This is a genomic window from Anaerolineales bacterium (assembly GCA_025808555.1).
Lineage (GTDB): Bacteria > Chloroflexota > Anaerolineae > Anaerolineales > UBA11579 > JAMCZK01.
The window spans coordinates 835,934-850,865 of record CP075526.1 but is presented as its reverse complement, the minus strand read 5'-3'; the positions used below and the strand labels follow the sequence as shown (position 1 = coordinate 850,865).

16 protein-coding genes are annotated in these 14,932 nt (G+C 62.1%); 6 read left to right on the top strand and 10 right to left on the bottom strand.

Annotation, left to right across the window (positions count from 1 at the left end; translation table 11 throughout):
- The first annotated feature begins 8 nt into the window (after nucleotides 1-8).
- Entirely contained in the window at nucleotides 9-284 is a 276-nt protein-coding gene (locus KIT08_04460) for a hypothetical protein (protein ID UYN90496.1), read from the top strand.
- A gap of 88 nt (nucleotides 285-372) precedes the next feature.
- On the opposite strand, the gene KIT08_04455 is transcribed toward KIT08_04460, so the two are convergent.
- The 8 genes from KIT08_04455 to KIT08_04420 form a co-directional block, all read right to left on the bottom strand.
- Nucleotides 373-2,538 carry a cellulose biosynthesis cyclic di-GMP-binding regulatory protein BcsB gene (locus KIT08_04455; GenBank protein ID UYN90495.1) on the bottom strand — a complete coding sequence of 722 codons (2,166 nt, stop codon included), beginning with the start codon at nucleotides 2,536-2,538 and terminating at the stop codon, nucleotides 373-375.
- Nucleotides 2,525-3,646 carry a diguanylate cyclase gene (locus tag KIT08_04450; protein ID UYN90494.1) on the bottom strand — a complete coding sequence of 374 codons (1,122 nt, stop codon included), beginning with the start codon at nucleotides 3,644-3,646 and terminating at the stop codon, nucleotides 2,525-2,527. The genes KIT08_04455 and KIT08_04450 overlap by 14 nt, the downstream gene beginning before the upstream one ends.
- Nucleotides 3,646-4,710, bottom strand: a complete 1,065-nt coding sequence (locus tag KIT08_04445; protein UYN90493.1) for a hypothetical protein — start codon at nucleotides 4,708-4,710, stop codon at nucleotides 3,646-3,648. The genes KIT08_04450 and KIT08_04445 overlap by 1 nt, the downstream gene beginning before the upstream one ends.
- 162 nt (nucleotides 4,711-4,872) lie before the next feature.
- The gene (locus KIT08_04440; protein UYN90492.1) at nucleotides 4,873-5,304 is read right to left on the bottom strand and encodes a hypothetical protein; all 432 of its coding nucleotides are present in this window, start codon (nucleotides 5,302-5,304) and stop codon (nucleotides 4,873-4,875) included.
- The gene (locus KIT08_04435) at nucleotides 5,301-6,029 is read right to left on the bottom strand and encodes a tryptophan-rich sensory protein (GenBank protein UYN90491.1); all 729 of its coding nucleotides are present in this window, start codon (nucleotides 6,027-6,029) and stop codon (nucleotides 5,301-5,303) included. The genes KIT08_04440 and KIT08_04435 overlap by 4 nt, the downstream gene beginning before the upstream one ends.
- A gap of 12 nt (nucleotides 6,030-6,041) precedes the next feature.
- The gene (locus tag KIT08_04430) at nucleotides 6,042-7,760 is read right to left on the bottom strand and encodes an ATP-binding protein (GenBank protein UYN90490.1); all 1,719 of its coding nucleotides are present in this window, start codon (nucleotides 7,758-7,760) and stop codon (nucleotides 6,042-6,044) included.
- Nucleotides 7,757-8,377 carry a hypothetical protein gene (locus KIT08_04425; protein UYN90489.1) on the bottom strand — a complete coding sequence of 207 codons (621 nt, stop codon included), beginning with the start codon at nucleotides 8,375-8,377 and terminating at the stop codon, nucleotides 7,757-7,759. The genes KIT08_04430 and KIT08_04425 overlap by 4 nt, the downstream gene beginning before the upstream one ends.
- Nucleotides 8,378-9,547, bottom strand: coding sequence for a DNA double-strand break repair nuclease NurA (locus KIT08_04420; GenBank protein UYN90488.1), 1,170 nt, complete (start codon nucleotides 9,545-9,547; stop codon nucleotides 8,378-8,380).
- Between the two features lie 123 nt (nucleotides 9,548-9,670).
- Between KIT08_04420 and KIT08_04415 the strand changes: the two genes are divergently transcribed.
- Together KIT08_04415 and KIT08_04410 are read left to right on the top strand one after the other, a co-directional pair.
- Nucleotides 9,671-10,174: a hypothetical protein gene (locus KIT08_04415; protein ID UYN90487.1), complete on the top strand. Its 504-nt coding sequence runs from the start codon at nucleotides 9,671-9,673 to the stop codon at nucleotides 10,172-10,174.
- 43 nt (nucleotides 10,175-10,217) lie between these two features.
- Nucleotides 10,218-10,499, top strand: coding sequence for a hypothetical protein (locus KIT08_04410; protein ID UYN90486.1), 282 nt, complete (start codon nucleotides 10,218-10,220; stop codon nucleotides 10,497-10,499).
- A 12-nt stretch (nucleotides 10,500-10,511) separates the two neighbouring features.
- On the opposite strand, the gene KIT08_04405 is transcribed toward KIT08_04410, so the two are convergent.
- A complete protein-coding gene (locus tag KIT08_04405; GenBank protein UYN90485.1) occupies nucleotides 10,512-10,907 on the bottom strand; it encodes a VOC family protein in 396 nt (131 codons plus the stop codon).
- A 6-nt stretch (nucleotides 10,908-10,913) separates the two neighbouring features.
- The gene (locus tag KIT08_04400; protein UYN90484.1) at nucleotides 10,914-11,390 is read right to left on the bottom strand and encodes a thioesterase family protein; all 477 of its coding nucleotides are present in this window, start codon (nucleotides 11,388-11,390) and stop codon (nucleotides 10,914-10,916) included.
- A 126-nt stretch (nucleotides 11,391-11,516) separates the two neighbouring features.
- Between KIT08_04400 and pdhA the strand changes: the two genes are divergently transcribed.
- The 3 genes from pdhA to KIT08_04385 are packed head-to-tail and all read left to right on the top strand — an operon-like array spanning nucleotide 11,517 to nucleotide 14,745.
- Nucleotides 11,517-12,488, top strand: coding sequence for a pyruvate dehydrogenase (acetyl-transferring) E1 component subunit alpha (gene pdhA, locus KIT08_04395; GenBank protein UYN90483.1), 972 nt, complete (start codon nucleotides 11,517-11,519; stop codon nucleotides 12,486-12,488).
- 2 nt (nucleotides 12,489-12,490) lie between these two features.
- A complete protein-coding gene (locus KIT08_04390) occupies nucleotides 12,491-13,462 on the top strand; it encodes an alpha-ketoacid dehydrogenase subunit beta (GenBank protein ID UYN90482.1) in 972 nt (323 codons plus the stop codon).
- A complete protein-coding gene (locus tag KIT08_04385; GenBank protein ID UYN90481.1) occupies nucleotides 13,462-14,745 on the top strand; it encodes a 2-oxo acid dehydrogenase subunit E2 in 1,284 nt (427 codons plus the stop codon). Before KIT08_04390 ends, KIT08_04385 begins: the two co-directional genes overlap by 1 nt.
- Nucleotides 14,746-14,932 lie beyond the last annotated feature (187 nt).

Below are 14,932 nucleotides of genomic sequence, written 5' to 3'. Positions count from 1 at the left end.
ATTAGTACGTGACTGAGGCCGGCTTGCTTAGCAGCATCGGCAATTTTGCCGGGGTTGCCTTCAAAAGCCCGTTTTATTTGCCAGAGGTAGTAGCCTTTTCCTTTGAGTTCCATGACCCCCTAGATGCAGGAAATATGCCAAATTGGGCAGATTTTTGCGCCACAAGCGGCGCTGGAGTTTTGCGCCAGCCTTCGCTGGCGCGGCAAAAAGATGTTGTTTGTTTTCTCGGTGGGGGTGGGGAGTGCAACTTAAAAGATATCTGCCAGGTTTGGATTGCATGCTAGTTCCCCCCTTTGCTGCGGCAGGTATAGCAGATCCTTCAGGCACCGAGGCTAAAAGGAGCGGGACATCAAGGAGTTGGTTGGTACAAGATTAGTGGCTGCGCTTGCGCTTGACCCACCCCGACATCTGCTCCCAGATGATGAGCCCGAAGGCGACCAGCATGAGTGCCAGCAGCGGCCAGAGCCAGACTCCTTTGCCGGTGGAGACGGGGCCGCTGGCGCTGGGCGCCAGCTCGGCGGCGGCAGTCGCTTGCGGCTGGCCGGAGGCGGCCGGCCGCGTGTCCTGGATGGCGGTTGCGCCCTGCTGCGCCATCAGCAGAACGCCGTTGCTGCGGTTGGGGAAGCTGGGCGCGGTGAGCGCTTCCACCACGCCTTGCAGGCTGGCGGGCGTGTTGCCCAACAGTGCCAGCGAGGCGGTATCGCCATTGGGCAGGCGGTTCAGTGAGGCGATGGCCAGCGGCACGCTGGGTGAATAGCCCAGGCGGCTCCCGTTGCTGAGGGCAACCTCGCCACTATCGCCAGCACGCTGCACGGCGAAGAGAGTCTGCATTTCGAGATCAGACAGGAAATCATCAAAATTGCCCAGAATGATGATGTTGTCGGCGCCAGCGCTGGCAAAGGCGGCGCTGCTGGAGCCGATCTGTACGCTGGGCAGCAGCGGCCAGGCCTGGTAGCTGGCAGCTAGGCCGCGCAACAGGCGCGCGGCGTTGGCCCAGGCCTGCGGGTCGTTATCGGGCAGCAGCAGGGCGGTGCCCTGCATGCTGTTGTGCAGGAAGGGTAGCGGGAATTCGCCCAGGGTCAGTTCTGTGCGCACCAGCGGATCGTTGGAAGTGGGGATGCTGATGAGCGAGTCGGCATAGATGGTGAGCCAGTGGTCGCCCTCGGCAGGGTTGGCGCATAGGTCCAGCGGCACCACATCGGCAGAGATGAGCAGCTCGTTCATGCCGGGCTTCAGGATCGAAGCGGGCAGCAGGGTGACTTCGCTGTGGCGTGCGGCGGTTTGATCCACCAGGCGGGTGGTGCTGATGGCCTGGCCGTTGACCTGCACGGTAACGCTGGAGCGCAAATAGTCGAGCAGTTGGGAGTGGGCAAAGCGCAGATCCAGAAAGGCTGCATCACTCACAGCGCGGTCTGGTGAGATATAGAAAGGCACGCGCAATTCGGAGCGGCCAAAGCGGGTGAAGGTGAAATCGGTCTGGCCCAGCTGCGAGAAATTGCTGGCCAGCGTATCCGTGGGCTGCAGGCTGGGCTTGGTATCCTGCGGCACGTAGGCAATGTTGCCGCGGTCGTTGAGTACCAGCGGGCTGCCTACCGCCAGGGCGGCGCGCTGTACTGCCGCCTCGCTGCCGCCGCTCACTACCAGGATGGCGCGCTGGATGTTCCAGGGCGAGCGGGCCACCTCGATGAAGCCCAGGCCGGCGCGGTTGGCGGCGGGCTGGCGCAGAGTGGCATCCTGATTGTGCGGCAGGGTGGGGCTTTGCAGATCTCTGAACAGCTCCAGTTGGCCGACATACACCAGATGCTTGTCGGCCAGGTTGTCTTCGTTGAGGGCGGATTCGATAGCCAGCTCAATAGGCTGCTGGGGCGCGAAGCGGCCCAAGGCGGCCGCCACGGTGAGGGCCGCCGCCACCTGGCCCTGAGTGGGATTGGGCGGCAGCACGATTAGCGTGCCGGGGTGCTGCAGCGCATCAGCGGAGAAGAAGGGATAGGGCAGCTGGGCCAGCGCAGGCTCCACGGCGGTTTCGGCGTAGCTGAGGCTGAGCATGGAGCTGGGCTGCAACAGGACGGTGCTGGAGAGATTCAACTGGCACGAGGCCGAGGCATCCCAATCTATATTGAGGGTGTGCTGCGGCCCGGCGGCCAGCAGGGCTGGTTCCAAGGCCAGGCTGAGCTGCTGTTCGCCATTGGTGCTCAGCACGCTGCGGTGCAGCACTGTGCCATCGAGCCGGACGGAGATGTGCCCGGCGACCAAGTTCTGCTGGGCTACTTCCCCCTGGGCAGGCACAAAGCTGGAGAAGAAACTCTGCAGATCCAGCGTGAGGGTGCTGCCGGTCTGCGGATCCCAGTTGGGCGGGGTGGTGAAGGTGAGGGCGAGGCTGCTGTACGGCCCTTGCAGGGCGGCAAAGGGCTCTGCGCCCAGTTGGGTCAGCGTGATCTCGCTGACTTGTGTGCCGGTCTGCAGGGCGGGCGCGGCGGGAATGCTGGCCAGCAGGCTCAGGGCCAACAGGAGGAGTGCGAAGCGTTTAGCTGTTGCCATTTTTGGGCTGCCCCAGGTCAATTGGGAAGATATAGATACGCTCGGCAGCCTGATTGGCTTTCTCCAGCGCAAATTCCACATTCTCGATGAGTTGCGTGAGGGTTTCGTCGTGTTCCCAGGCGGTGAGGCCGACGCTGGGTTTGAGCGAAACCTTGTACAGCCCGGAGCTCTCCTCCATGGGTTGCAAGAGGCCCTGGCGGATGCGCAAGAGAGTGCGGGCTGCGGGCTGTGGGGGTGTATCCGGCAGCATGATGGCAAAGGCGGTCTCGTTCCAGCGGCCGACGGCATCATTGCCGCGCAGCTGCTTATTGAGGATCTCCACCGTGTGGGTGAGGAAATCGCTCAGCACCACGTTGGGCAGCGAGTTAGCGAAGGTCTTGAGGCTCTCGAGTTCGATGAGGGCCAGCGAAAGCGGCGCGTCGGGCCGCTCGGCCATGCGGCGCTCGACCAGGTTGCTGAAGTGAGCGCGCTTGTAAGCACCGGATTCAGGGTCACGGTTCAGACGGTCGCGGATGGCCTCGATGGGCCGGTTGATCTGGTAGCGCACGAGCACGACGAAGATGCCCAGCAGCAGGCCGCCGAGCGCGAACAGCAGCAGCGAGCGCAGCGGCTGCGGGCTGATGGGGGTGGTGGGGGCGTGGGCCTCGTCCAGCACGGCAATGTCGAAGACCTGGTAGATGCCCTTGATGGTGGCAATGCCCTGCGCGCCGACTTGATTGCCCAGCGCGGCGGCGAAGGCCGGGTGAGGCCCGTCTACGTTGAGATAGAAGATGTTGGATTCGGGCGGCACTACCACGCTGCGCTGGTAGTGCGCAAAATCTTCGCCGGCGGAAGGCATGCTTTGCTGCGTATTCTGGTAGACGCGCTCGCTGGCCACGATCTCGGAATAGGTGGTGATGACGGTGCGCTTTTCCAGCGTATCAAGGCTTGAGACCACATCTCGGCTGCTGGTCAGCTTCTCATTGGGGAAGATGACGAACGAAGTGGTGGCGCGATAGATGGGCGTGGCGCTGAGCGAGATGGCCACCGAAAGGATGCAGGCGCCGAGGATGAACAAAGCGACCCAGCGCCAATTGCTTTGCACGAGTTCAAAGTAGTGGCGAACCATTACAGCTCTGCTCCGATGATGAAGGTGCGACCCCAGGTGGAAATGTTGTCGCGGTTGATGCAGGTTTGAAAGGTCAAGGTCATATTGCCGCCGTAGACGCGGTAGAAGAGATCGGAAGCGGTCAGTTTTTCACCCGTATCCAGGTTGAGGAAGTCGCTCAGCGCGCTGTTTGGGCTCAGCGCCTGGAAGGAATGGATCTCGTAGATCTCAAACTCCACCACGGTACCGTCACCCATGACGAGCTCGGCGATATCACCGGGTTGCAGGTTATAGAAGCTGCCGCCGGCCAGGTAATTGTGGGCGATCAGGCCCTCGTTGCCGGTGTGTTGGCGCACGATGCGGAAATTGGTCACCTCACCGAAGTTGCTGGTGACCCAGGCGGGATCGCTGCTGGGCTGCTGCACCACCGGGTACTGGAACTGGCCTTGGACATAGACGCCCACTGGCTGGTTGCCGTTGCCGTTGGCAAGGCTTTGCACGAACTGGTCAAAGGCGGGCAGGGCGCTGGTGTCGGAATCGGTAATCAGGGTTACGCTAACCTCTTCCTCTTCGCTAACTGGCTGCGGCTGGAGCTTTTCGGTTGGTGCTGGACTGGCGGTTGCCGTGGCTGCCGGCGCGCTGGGCTGACTGGTGGTTGTGGGCGGGACGGCGGAAGGGCTGCTTGGTACGGCTGTGCTGGTGGGGAGGGAGGCCGCCAGCACAGGTGCAGTAGGCTCGGGCTGGCTGGCGCGGGCGGGCGTGGCGCGCAGGGCCAGAGTGAGCCCGCCGGCCACGGCCAGCGTGGCCAGCAGCCCGGCACCGATGGCGCCAGCCCAGGTGCGCCCTTCGCGGGTGGAGGTGACTGCGCTGCGGGCCGGCATCTGGCGCACCAGCGCAGGCTGCTGTTGGCGCGCCTCTTGCGGCGAGAGGGCGGCGAGGCGCTCGAGTACTTTGGGGTTGTTGGGGCTGAGCTGGAGTACGCGTTTGAGGGCGTAGATCTGTTTGCCACGGTCGTCAATGGCAAAGCTGAGCAGCCACCACCCTTCGGTATAGCTCGGGTCGGTTTTAAGAGTTTGGGAAAGCAAAAGCAGGGCTTGCTGCCGTTGGCCCGCCTTAAGTAATGCCTTTACTTGCCCGCTCGTTTCTGAAAGCCGCATATCCCTGCTGGTACTAATTGGCTATAAGCCGATTAGTAATCTTAGACGCAGGGTGGCCGTTTTTACCTATCAGAAATGCAAGGACTGCGGTCAGAACATGAACGGGATCAGCTTCTTTGTAGATCGCTGGTAACTGGCGTAGCCAGGAAACTTGGCGGCAAGTAAGCCCTCCTCGTAATGCAGCTTGAGCACCAGATCAGCCAGCAGCACCAGCCAGAATGCAATGCGCAGCGGGCTGGGCGCGGCCAACACCAGCGCCAGCGTGAACAGCAGCAAGCCGGTGTACATAGGATGGCGGATGTACGCGTAAGGTCCGCGCTGCACCAGGCTCGCTTCAGCCAGCGGTACCGGCGAAGCGCCGAAGTTGCCGATGCCCATGCTGAGAACGGCCCAGGCGGCCAGCGCCAGGCCGCCGAGTTGCAACGCCAGCAGGGCGGCCGGCTGCGCCAGCCAAGGCCCGGTGAGCAGCAGGGCGCCGATGGCGGCGAACTGGACCAGGACGAAGGCGTTGGCTTTGGTCATTTGCGTACTGTGCTCCATACACTGCCCAAGGCGAGAACCGTCGCCAGCGCCCAGGCGGCATTGGCTACCAAAGCGCTATCCGCCTGCTTGAGGGCGATGCCAACAAATGCCCATACGAGGACCAGCGCGTAGGCTGCGTCGCGCTCGCGCAGTAACATCGCGGCGCCCAGCAGGCTGGCCGTAACCAACATGATAACTGCCCACAGCTCGGCGCTCAGGCCCCACGCGCCCCAGCCAAGAAAGGTCAATACCTGGGAGGCATTGGCTATGGTGGCGACGCTCGCCCAGCCAAGGTAGATGCTGAAAGGGATCTGCACACACCAAAGGAAGCCCGCGTCTTGTTTTGCGGTGCGAATGCTGCGATAGATCGAGATGAGCGACAAGAGCAACACGACGATGACTATGATGGTCAGTGTGAATTGCTCATAGTGCCACAGCACGATCCAGGCGGCATTGGCCAGGCTGGCTATCCAGTAGGCCGGGGCGATCTGGTCAAGAAGCTTGTTGCCGCGTTGCGCCGGAAGCGCCTGATACACAGCAAATGCAATCAGGCCAACATAGATCAGCCCCCAGATCGAGAACACATAGCCCGCTGGTACAAAGCGGATGGCAAAACGGTCAGATATCTCGCCGGTAGTCTGCCCATTGATGGGCAATATATTGGCCATCGCATTGACAGTGATGGTGAGAAGCGTTAGAACGACTGAAACAATTCTGCGATTCATTGTTGCCTCCTATCAAAACCCAAGCTCTTTCTTGATCTGCTTCTCGCTTTTACTGCTGGCGGCTTTATCGCCCAGCAGCTCTTGCCAGAATATATCATCGTAGCGCCGAGAGCGTACAGGTAACGGCATCGGCACGCCCCAACCCAATAGCAAGACCTCTTCTTTGGGCTGCAGGCGGGCCAGCATGCCGCGCAGGGCCTCACGGCCGGCCAGGCCACTGAGCACGGCACGGATATCGTCATCGTCGCCCAGCCATCCGCTGATGCGCGTGCCTAACTGCGACATGACCTCGTCGTAGATCTGGCTGGGACGCTGGTCAATGATCAGCAGGGTGACGTAGTACTTGCGCAGCTCGCGGGCAATGGTGCTGAAGCTGGTTTGGGCGGCCATCTCGCGGTTAAGCAGTTTGTGGGCCTCTTCCACGGCGATGACCAGCGGACGCGGCTCGTGCTGGCCGGTGGTGCGGAACTCGTTGGTGGTTGTCTCCCAGCGCTCACGGATGCGACGGGTGAGCAGGTTGCTGACCAGCAAATAATCCAGGTCGCTCTCGTGCTTGCCGAAGGAGAGGACAACGTGCTTGCCCGCCTCCAGTGCTTTGATCACCTCGCCGATGCCGTCCATGGCTGGCTTCTCGACCAGGTAGGGCAGGTTGAATACGCGGCTGAGCTTGCTGTGCAGGCCCTCGGCCGCCATCACATTGACGCCGCGCTCGTCTGCCCAGGCGGCCACGCTCTCCGGCGCGGGCACCTTTTTGCCGTCCTCGTTCTCGATGACGGCGTTGGCCTTCATCTCTTTGAAGGACTTGAACCAGTTGCGCGCGCCAAAGGTGGAGACCAGCGCGTCGAGCGTAGTGGGCGTGGTTTCCTTGAGGTTGAGCTCGCGGGTGAGCAGTTCAACATCCTGCGGCATGATGTCGCTCATGGCGATCTCCAGGTGGAAATCGGGGTTCTGACCGCGGATGTTGGTGCCAGCGCCCAGGCCTACAATCTGAACGCGGCTAGGGAACTTGGTCTTGAGCCCGGTGACGCGCTCATTGGTGTCAGACGAGGTGTCGTCAAAGCCGTACTCGTTGTGCATGTCCAGCACCAGCACCGAAGCGGCGTTGTGGTGGATGAGGCCAGCCAGCAGCAGGCGAGTGAGGAAGCTTTTGCCGGTGCCGGTAGCCCCGAACACGCCGGAGGAGCGCTGAACCAGTTTGTGCAAGTCGATGGCGACGGGGTGATCCTGCTCGCGGGTGGTGCCGATGACAAAGTTGTCCTTGTCGCCAGGGTCGCCGAAGATCTCGGCGATGTCGCCTTCACTGGCGAGCATAACGCTGGCCTGGTGGGCTGGTACGGTCTTGATGGGCAGGGCGCGCGGTTTCTTGCGCAGACCTGCTTCAATTGCTTTCATCCATTCGTCGTATTCTGGCGTACCGAGCTCCGGACCGCGCTCCATCATCAGGGCAGGCAGGATCTCGAGATTGGTGAAGAGGGTTTGGCCGTGTAGCAAACCCGCCAGTTCGGCAGGCAGCCGTACACCGCTCTGCTCGTCAGCAAAGCGCGGGTCAGTTGCTCCCAGCAGCAGGTCGGTCACCAGCCCGTGAAAGAGCCAGCGCCCGCTCTCGATGACGACAAAGGCACCTTCCTGCACATCCTGGGCCGACACTTGCAGACGGGCTAGTAAGTTGGTTTTGAGGCTGCCGCCGACGATAAAGCCGACGCGTTGCCGGCCTTGCATTTCTTCGCTCATTGCTCGTTCTCCAAAACATCTGACAATGCCCCCAGCACTTGCATCAGGATTGCGTAGTCATCGCGCAACAGGGCGATGATTTCCTGAGCGGCGCGGGTGCGCCATTCTGGTTGCCCGGCGGTGGCGTTAGCCGCGGCGGCCTGGCGCACGTGGGCGGCCAGCAGTTCGCCGACTGGCAGCTCGGTGTCACGCAGCAGGTGGCGCAAGTAACCGAAGCGGCCGTGGTTGGTGAAGGTTACGATCTCCTCCGGGCTGCATTGGTGGATGGCGTCCAGGCTGAGCGGGGCGCGCGGCGCCAGCGCATGGCTGATGGCGCCGTTGTGGCTGTGGCCTACGGCCAGCACGCTGATCTCCATCGGCACGGTGCGGTTGACGCGGTTGTCAGCGATCACGGTGTCGTCCACCGGCTGGTCACGCGTCACCAGCTGGCGCACCAGGCCATCGTCCAGAATGCTGAGCTCATGCACAACGCCGTATATGGAGTCGTTAGGCCCGAGCGGGGCGCGCACCAGGGCGCCGAAGCTGGGGCGCTCCTGCTCCACGATGGGGCAGCCGGCCACAAAGCCGGTGATGCCCGAGCGCAGCAGGCGCCCGATAGGGTAGTTGGTGTCGGTCATCTAGTTCCTTCCGCGGCCCGGCAAGTCTTTGAGGGCCTGCTTGTGCGACATGTCGCCGGTGTGCACGCCTTCGGCTTCCAGGGCGCGCTGCAGCATGTTGGTGATTTCGTCCTTCTCGGCGCGGCTCACCACCGCGATCTCATGGGCGCGGTGTAGCGCGTAGGGGTACGGGCGCGAGCCGAGCAGCTTGCACTGCTCGACGAGCGCAGCGTGCAGCGTATCGAGCATGGCGCGGTTCTGCGCCACCCAGGCGGGTACTTCGACGCGGGCCAGATTGCTGCTGCGTTCGTCACCCACATTGAGATAGAAGAAGTGCAGCGTCAACGGGCCTTCGTAGCGGCCCGAAAGCTGGTTCTGGTGCGCGAAGAGTGCCGAGCGCTCGCCGGGGGCCAGGAATGCGAAAAGGTCGGCGTCGGTTACACCGCGCAGGTAACGCAACTTGCGGGTGTCGCCCAGCATCTCTTGCGGCGTGGCGGCGATCTCCAGGGAGCGCACGACGAGATCGGCGCGGGGTTTATCTACATAGCCGGCGGTTATGGCCTTGGTGGCGTGCAGGGCTTGCAGCGCGGTGAGGTATTTCTCCAGAGCGCTCAGGTAGCTCTGTTGCTCCTGCGAGTCCTGCGTGCGGCTGCCCCACAGCTCCAATGGGCCATCGGTGAGCGCAAGCACGGGCAGGTCGTGCTTTTCGGCAGCCAGGGACGCGAGAAAAATGCGTTCGTTGGTATCGCGCTCCAGGCCTACCTGGTCTTGGGTCACGCTGCCGGTGGGGCTGTATTCGGCGTAGTGCAGTTCGCTTTGCACGCGCTGTAGAGGCGCCTGCCCGCTGTGGGTGCGCATCAGGATGGCGCCCAGGTTCACAAGGTAGAAGTTGAGCGCGGCGTGCCGGTCAGGATTGATCTGCGAGCCATCGGCAGCAATGACCATCAAGCTGCCGGGCGCAGCGGGCAGGGGGAACTGCGCTGTCAGTGGCTCGTCGGTGGGCTTGGCGGCCCGCAGCCAGCTATCCAGCTGGGCGGCCAGTTCCACCTTGGCGCGCAGTTCGGCGCCCTTGTTGGCATGCTCGGCCAGCAACTCATTGGCCTTGTTGCGCAAGGCCTGCACGCGTTGCTGCTCCTGCGGCGCGTTGGCGGCAATTTGGGCGGACTGCTGCTTGACAGAGAGAAGATCCAATGGCATTATAAAATCCTAGAACACTTGTTCATTTTAGCATAACCGCCTTGAGCAACATAGCGATTCTAATCGCAATGAGGCCAAGGCAAATCCAACCCAGCGAACAAGTGGAACGGAGCAGACATGCAAGAAGCACGTGGTTCGTACAACGCTTATTTCTACGGCCCCAACGGAAGCAAAGACCAATTCACCCTGCGCCAGTCAGACGAGCAGTCTGACAAGGAATTTATTCTACGCGTCAAGAACTTCATCAAGCTGCTGGAAGAGCAGGGCTGGACACCGTGGGAAGTAGCGGCGGTTGTAGACTCACCTGTCGTTGCCGAAGGCAACGACCGCGCAGCGAAAGCTGCGCAGAGCGGCAGTGCGGCGCAGAAGAGCTTCGAGCTCGAGAGCATCCAGCTGGCAGCCGGCGGCGAACACCCGCGCTGGGTGGTAAAAGGCGGCAACTTCAAGAAGTTCGGCGTCACCTGCTGGCCGGAGGTGCTGGACGCGGCCGGCATCGCCGAGAAGCTGGACCCGATGAAAGAGAACAAGCCCAAGGGCCGCTGGCTGGCGCGCTATGTGGAGCGCGAGAACGACGAAGGACGCCTGGTGCCTGACAAAGTTGTGGAGTTGGTGAAGAACTAGGAACCCAGCGCAGGCTTGCAACGTTCACAGGGTGGAGGCAAATATGGAGAAACTACTGATCGCTGCCATACTGCTGGCATTGCTGGCCGCTTGTGCGCCCAGCCAACTGCCGCCGGACGGTGCCGAGGTCTCCTGGGACCAAGCTGTGGCCCTGCTGCACGACGGCCAGGTATCGCAGATATTCCAGGCACACAGTCTGCGCGTAGTGCTGACCCTGCGCAACGGTGCCCAGGTTTCAACCATGGAGCCGTCCATCGACGCGATCTTCTTTGAAGTGGAGCGCTGCGGCGCGCCGTGCGCCAACATTGCGCTGGCTACTGAGTAGTACTGTGTTCTGCTAGCCTGAGATAGGCTGAAACAGGGTGATCTGTAACCCATCTGGCGAACGCAGGCGGGCGTTGAGGTCGTTCCATGGAGTGAGCATGGGTTCGTGCTCCAGCACGGCGCCGTATTCCTGAGCGCGGGCCACCGCGGCGTGAATATCCGGCACTTCAAAACAGAAGCGGATCTGGCCGCTAACCCGGCGGCCAACCTCGATCCGGTCTACGCTGGCCGCATAACTGGGGTCGAAGACTTCCAAAGCGGCCCGCCCGGCGTGGAACATCTGGCCGCGGCCGCCCTCGTCGTTGGTCCACAAAGCCGCCGGGTCTAGCCCCAGCCCGTCTCGATAGAAGGCAACCACGCGTTCATAATCCTCGGTGGTCAGCGCTACGCGCAGTTCGGCAACCGGCATACGTTCTTACCCGATCTTGATCGCGCCACTGACCGGCGCATCCCAGCCGGCGTTGTTGCCGATGGCGATCTGCGCATCCCACAGGGCCGCAATCTCCTTCGGCAGCGGGGAGCTGCGGCGGGTGGCCATGTCAATATGGATGCCCAGCAGCTCCGTGATGGCGGCCAACTGGCCGTCACGGCCGCGCACCATGAAGTGCATCATCAGGAAAAGCTTGGGATTGCGCTGCAGAGCGCGTGAGTACACCTGGAAGTTTTCCCCTAAGCGCAACTCTGCCTGAAAACGCGTATGGGACTCCAGCGCAAAGCTGCCGTTGCCGCTCTGCGTGTGATATTCGTGGCCAAAGCCGAAGCTGTTGTACCAGTTCCAGGTGGCGCGGTCGAAAAAGTGCGTGTACCACATCACGTTCATGTGGCCGAGAAAGTCTAGATGCTCTTGCTGCACCGTGCCTTCAAAGGTGAGGGGGAGTTTGCTGAAGTCCATGCGCTGATTATAAGGAGAATCAGCCATCTCACGAGGGAAAGCTGGGTGGCTTAGGTATAATCATTTTTTGTTTGATCTTCACAACGCCTGCCCTGCGCGGGGGTTGTTAGTTGCAGGAGCACCCACATGGCTTTAAAAAAGAAAGACCACCTGGAGTTGTACCGCCAGATGGTACTCATCCGCCGGGTTGAAGAGCGCTCGGCAGAGCTGTACCAGGCTGGCAAGATCGGCGGCTTTTTGCACCTGTACATTGGGCAAGAGGCCGTGAGCACTGGCATCGTCTCCGTGCGTCAGCCGCAAGACCGCATCATCACCGCCTACCGCGACCACGGTGTGGCGCTCAATGTGGGCATCTCGGCCAAGGCCGTGATCGCCGAGCTGCTGGGCAAAGAGACCGGCGTCTCCAAGGGCCGCGGCGGTTCGATGCACATGGCTGACGTGGAGAAGAACTTCTGGGGCGGCCACGCCATCGTAGGCGCCCACCTGCCCATCGCGGCCGGCATGGCTCTGGGTGACCAGTACGAGGGCCGCGACGGCGTGACCATCTGTATGTTCGGCGATGGCGCCACCAACATCGGCTTCTTCCATGAAGGCGTAAACCTCTCCAAGGTATGGAACCTGCCTGTGCTGTGGCTGTGCGAGAACAACCAATACGGCATGGGCACTGCGGTGGACCGCGCTTCTGCCGTGGAGCAGATCCACATGAAGGCCGAGGGCTACGGCATCCCGCACTCTCGCCTGGAAGACGGCATGGACATCATGAAAGTGCGCGAGGTCGTTGGCGCTGCGCTGGATCACATTCGCAGCGGCAAGGGGCCATACTTCCTTGAAGTCATGACCTACCGCTTCCAAGGCCACTCTATGGGTGACCCGCAGCGCTACCGTGAGAAAGACGAAGTCACCAAGTGGGAGAAGAGCGACCCGATCGGCATCTACCACCGCTACATTGTGGGCGAGAAGATCGCTACCAAGGCTGACCTGGATAAGATCGAAGAAGCCGTGGAAGCCGAAGTCAACGAAGCCATTGAATTCGCAGAGGCCAGCCCCGATCCGGGCTTCGACACCCTCTACGACTACATGTACGCGAGTAAGGAGTAAGCATGGCTATCATCACTATGCGCCAGGCCATCTCCGATGCCCTATGGGAAGAGATGGAGCGAGACCCCAAGGTGTTCATCATGGGGCAGGAAGTGGGTGTGTGGGGCGGCACCTATGCAGTCACCAAGGGTTTCCTTGACCACTTTGGCGAGAAGCGTGTGAAGGACACGCCTATTGCCGAATCAGCCATCGTCGGCGCCGGCATCGGCGCCGCCATGGTGGGCTTGCGCCCGGTATCCGAGATCATGACGATCAACTTTGCCTTCGTGGCGATGGACCACATCGTCAATGAAGCGCCCAAGATGCACACTATGTTTGGTGGGCAGATGAGCGTTCCCTTGGTCATCCGCACTGCGGGCGGCGGCGGGCGCCAGCTGGGCGCCACCCACTCGCAGACGCCGGACGCTGTCTTTGCACACTTCCCCGGCCTCAAGGTCGTCTCGCCCGGCACGCCGGCAGACGCCAAGGGCCTGCTGAAAGCCGCTATCCGCGATAATGACCCCGTGCTGTTCATTGAGCACGCCGCCATGTACCAGATACGTGGCGAAGTGCCCGAAGGTGACTACACCACGCCCATCGGCGTATCCAAAGTGCAGCGCGAAGGTGACGCGGTCACCATCGTGACCTACTGTAAGGGCTTACAGCTTTCCATGGCCGCCGCCGAGCAGCTCTCGCAAGAGGGCATTGAGGTGGAGATCGTTGACCTGCGCTCGCTGCGCCCGCTCGACATGGGGCCCGCGCTGGCTTCGTTCAAAAAGACCAACCGCGCCGTCATTGTGGAAGAAGGTTGGCCTAGCTACGGCGTAGGCGCTGAAGTCGCCACCCGCCTCTACGAGGCCGCCTTCGACTACGCCGATGCGCCCATCAAGCGTGTGGCGCAGAAGGAAGTGCCGCTGCCGTACAACGCCGCCCTGGAGCAGTTTGCGCTACCCCAGGTGGATGATGTGGTGGCGGCGGTGAAAGAGGTGCTGTAATGGCAGACATCGTAACCATGCCCAAACTCGGCTTTGACATGGCCGAAGGCACCCTGTTGCGCTGGGTCAAAAAAGAAGGCGAGAAAGTAGAAAAAGGCGAACTGCTGGCCGAGATCGAGACCGACAAGGCCACGGTTGAAGTTGAATCGCAATACAGCGGCGTGGTGCTCAAGCATCTGGTGACTGAAGGCACGCCGGTCCCCGTAAACAACCCCATCGCCGCCGTCGGCGCCGAAGGCGAAACCTACGAAGCCGCCGCCGCGCCGGCCGCCGCCAAGGCAGCGGACAAGCCGGCCAAAGCGGAAGAGAAGCCTGCCAAACAGGAGCCAGCCGCCGAAAAGCCAGCCGCCAAATCTGCTACCCCCGCGCCCGCCAAAGCAGAGCAGCCCGCCGATGGCGATGGACGCCTGCCGGACGGTGTGCGCGCTTCGCCCTTGGCGCGCAAGATTGCCCAGGAACGCGGCGTCAACCTCAAGTCCCTGCGCGGCTCTGGCCCGCTGGGGCGCATCACCAAGCGTGATGTCGAGGGCGCCAAAGCGGGCGGTGGCGGTCTGGCCCTGCCCGGCCTGCAACTGGCCGACCTCGGCCCAGCCCCGGCCGACAAGCGCGTGCCGCTCTCGCGGCTGCGCGCCGCCATCGGCCGCCGCATGGTTCAGTCCCGCCAGGAAGTGCCGCATTTCTACGTCACGCACGAATACGACGTGGATCGTCTGCTGGATGCGCGCGCCCAGGCCAACGCCGCCCTTGAGGGCAGCGGCGAGAAGCTGAGCGTCAACGACTTCATCATCAAGGCCGCCGCGCTGACCCTGCGCCAGTACCCCAACCTCAACGCCAAGCTGGATGGTGACGCCATCGTGCAGCTGGGCCAGGTCAACATCGGTGTGGCGGTAGCGGTGGAAGGCGGCCTGTTGGTGGTCGTCTGCCGCGATGCGGATCGCAAGCCGCTGCGCCAGATCTCGCAGGAAGTGCGCGAGATGGCTGGCCGTGTGCGTGAGGGCAAGGTCAGCCCGGATGATATTGAGGGCTCTACCTTCTCGATCAGCAACCTGGGCATGTATGATGTGCACAGCTTCACCGCCATCGTCAACCCGCCTGAAGCCGCCATTTTGGCGGTGGGCGCGGCGCAGGAAGTACCGGTGGTCAAGAATGGCCAGATCGCGGTGGGTAACCGCATGCGCGTCACCATGTCGATCGACCACCGCGTCAGCGATGGCGCTGAGGGTGCGCAGTATCTGCAGGCGCTGGCCGCCTACATTGAGAGCCCCATCGCGCTGCTCATGTAGCGTGTGACCAAGGAATCAAAACGGCGGGCCATTGGCCCGCCGTTTTTTGTTACGCGTGTCATTCCGAGCGGGTAAAAAAAGTTTGACCAGATCGCCGAGCCCGCGCCAGCGAGGAATCCCTGTTGGCACGTCTTCCACGATGGACTTGCATTTACTGCACGCCTAATCGTTGCTTTATCCAGCGAGT

What these genes read in the sequence shown, in the direction of transcription:
- KIT08_04390 (UYN90482.1), top strand. Translation starts at nt 12,491, where the DNA reads ATGGCTATCATCACTATGCGCCAGGCCATCTCCGATGCCCTATGGGAA.
- KIT08_04405 (UYN90485.1), bottom strand. Translation starts at nt 10,907, where the DNA reads ATGCCGGTTGCCGAACTGCGCGTAGCGCTGACCACCGAGGATTATGAA.
- pdhA (UYN90483.1), top strand. Translation starts at nt 11,517, where the DNA reads ATGGCTTTAAAAAAGAAAGACCACCTGGAGTTGTACCGCCAGATGGTA.
- KIT08_04435 (UYN90491.1), bottom strand. Translation starts at nt 6,029, where the DNA reads ATGAATCGCAGAATTGTTTCAGTCGTTCTAACGCTTCTCACCATCACT.
- KIT08_04415 (UYN90487.1), top strand. Translation starts at nt 9,671, where the DNA reads ATGCAAGAAGCACGTGGTTCGTACAACGCTTATTTCTACGGCCCCAAC.
- KIT08_04410 (UYN90486.1), top strand. Translation starts at nt 10,218, where the DNA reads ATGGAGAAACTACTGATCGCTGCCATACTGCTGGCATTGCTGGCCGCT.
- KIT08_04440 (UYN90492.1), bottom strand. Translation starts at nt 5,304, where the DNA reads ATGACCAAAGCCAACGCCTTCGTCCTGGTCCAGTTCGCCGCCATCGGC.
- KIT08_04425 (UYN90489.1), bottom strand. Translation starts at nt 8,377, where the DNA reads ATGACCGACACCAACTACCCTATCGGGCGCCTGCTGCGCTCGGGCATC.
- KIT08_04455 (UYN90495.1), bottom strand. Translation starts at nt 2,538, where the DNA reads ATGGCAACAGCTAAACGCTTCGCACTCCTCCTGTTGGCCCTGAGCCTG.
- KIT08_04400 (UYN90484.1), bottom strand. Translation starts at nt 11,390, where the DNA reads ATGGACTTCAGCAAACTCCCCCTCACCTTTGAAGGCACGGTGCAGCAA.
- KIT08_04385 (UYN90481.1), top strand. Translation starts at nt 13,462, where the DNA reads ATGGCAGACATCGTAACCATGCCCAAACTCGGCTTTGACATGGCCGAA.
- KIT08_04450 (UYN90494.1), bottom strand. Translation starts at nt 3,646, where the DNA reads ATGGTTCGCCACTACTTTGAACTCGTGCAAAGCAATTGGCGCTGGGTC.
- KIT08_04430 (UYN90490.1), bottom strand. Translation starts at nt 7,760, where the DNA reads ATGAGCGAAGAAATGCAAGGCCGGCAACGCGTCGGCTTTATCGTCGGC.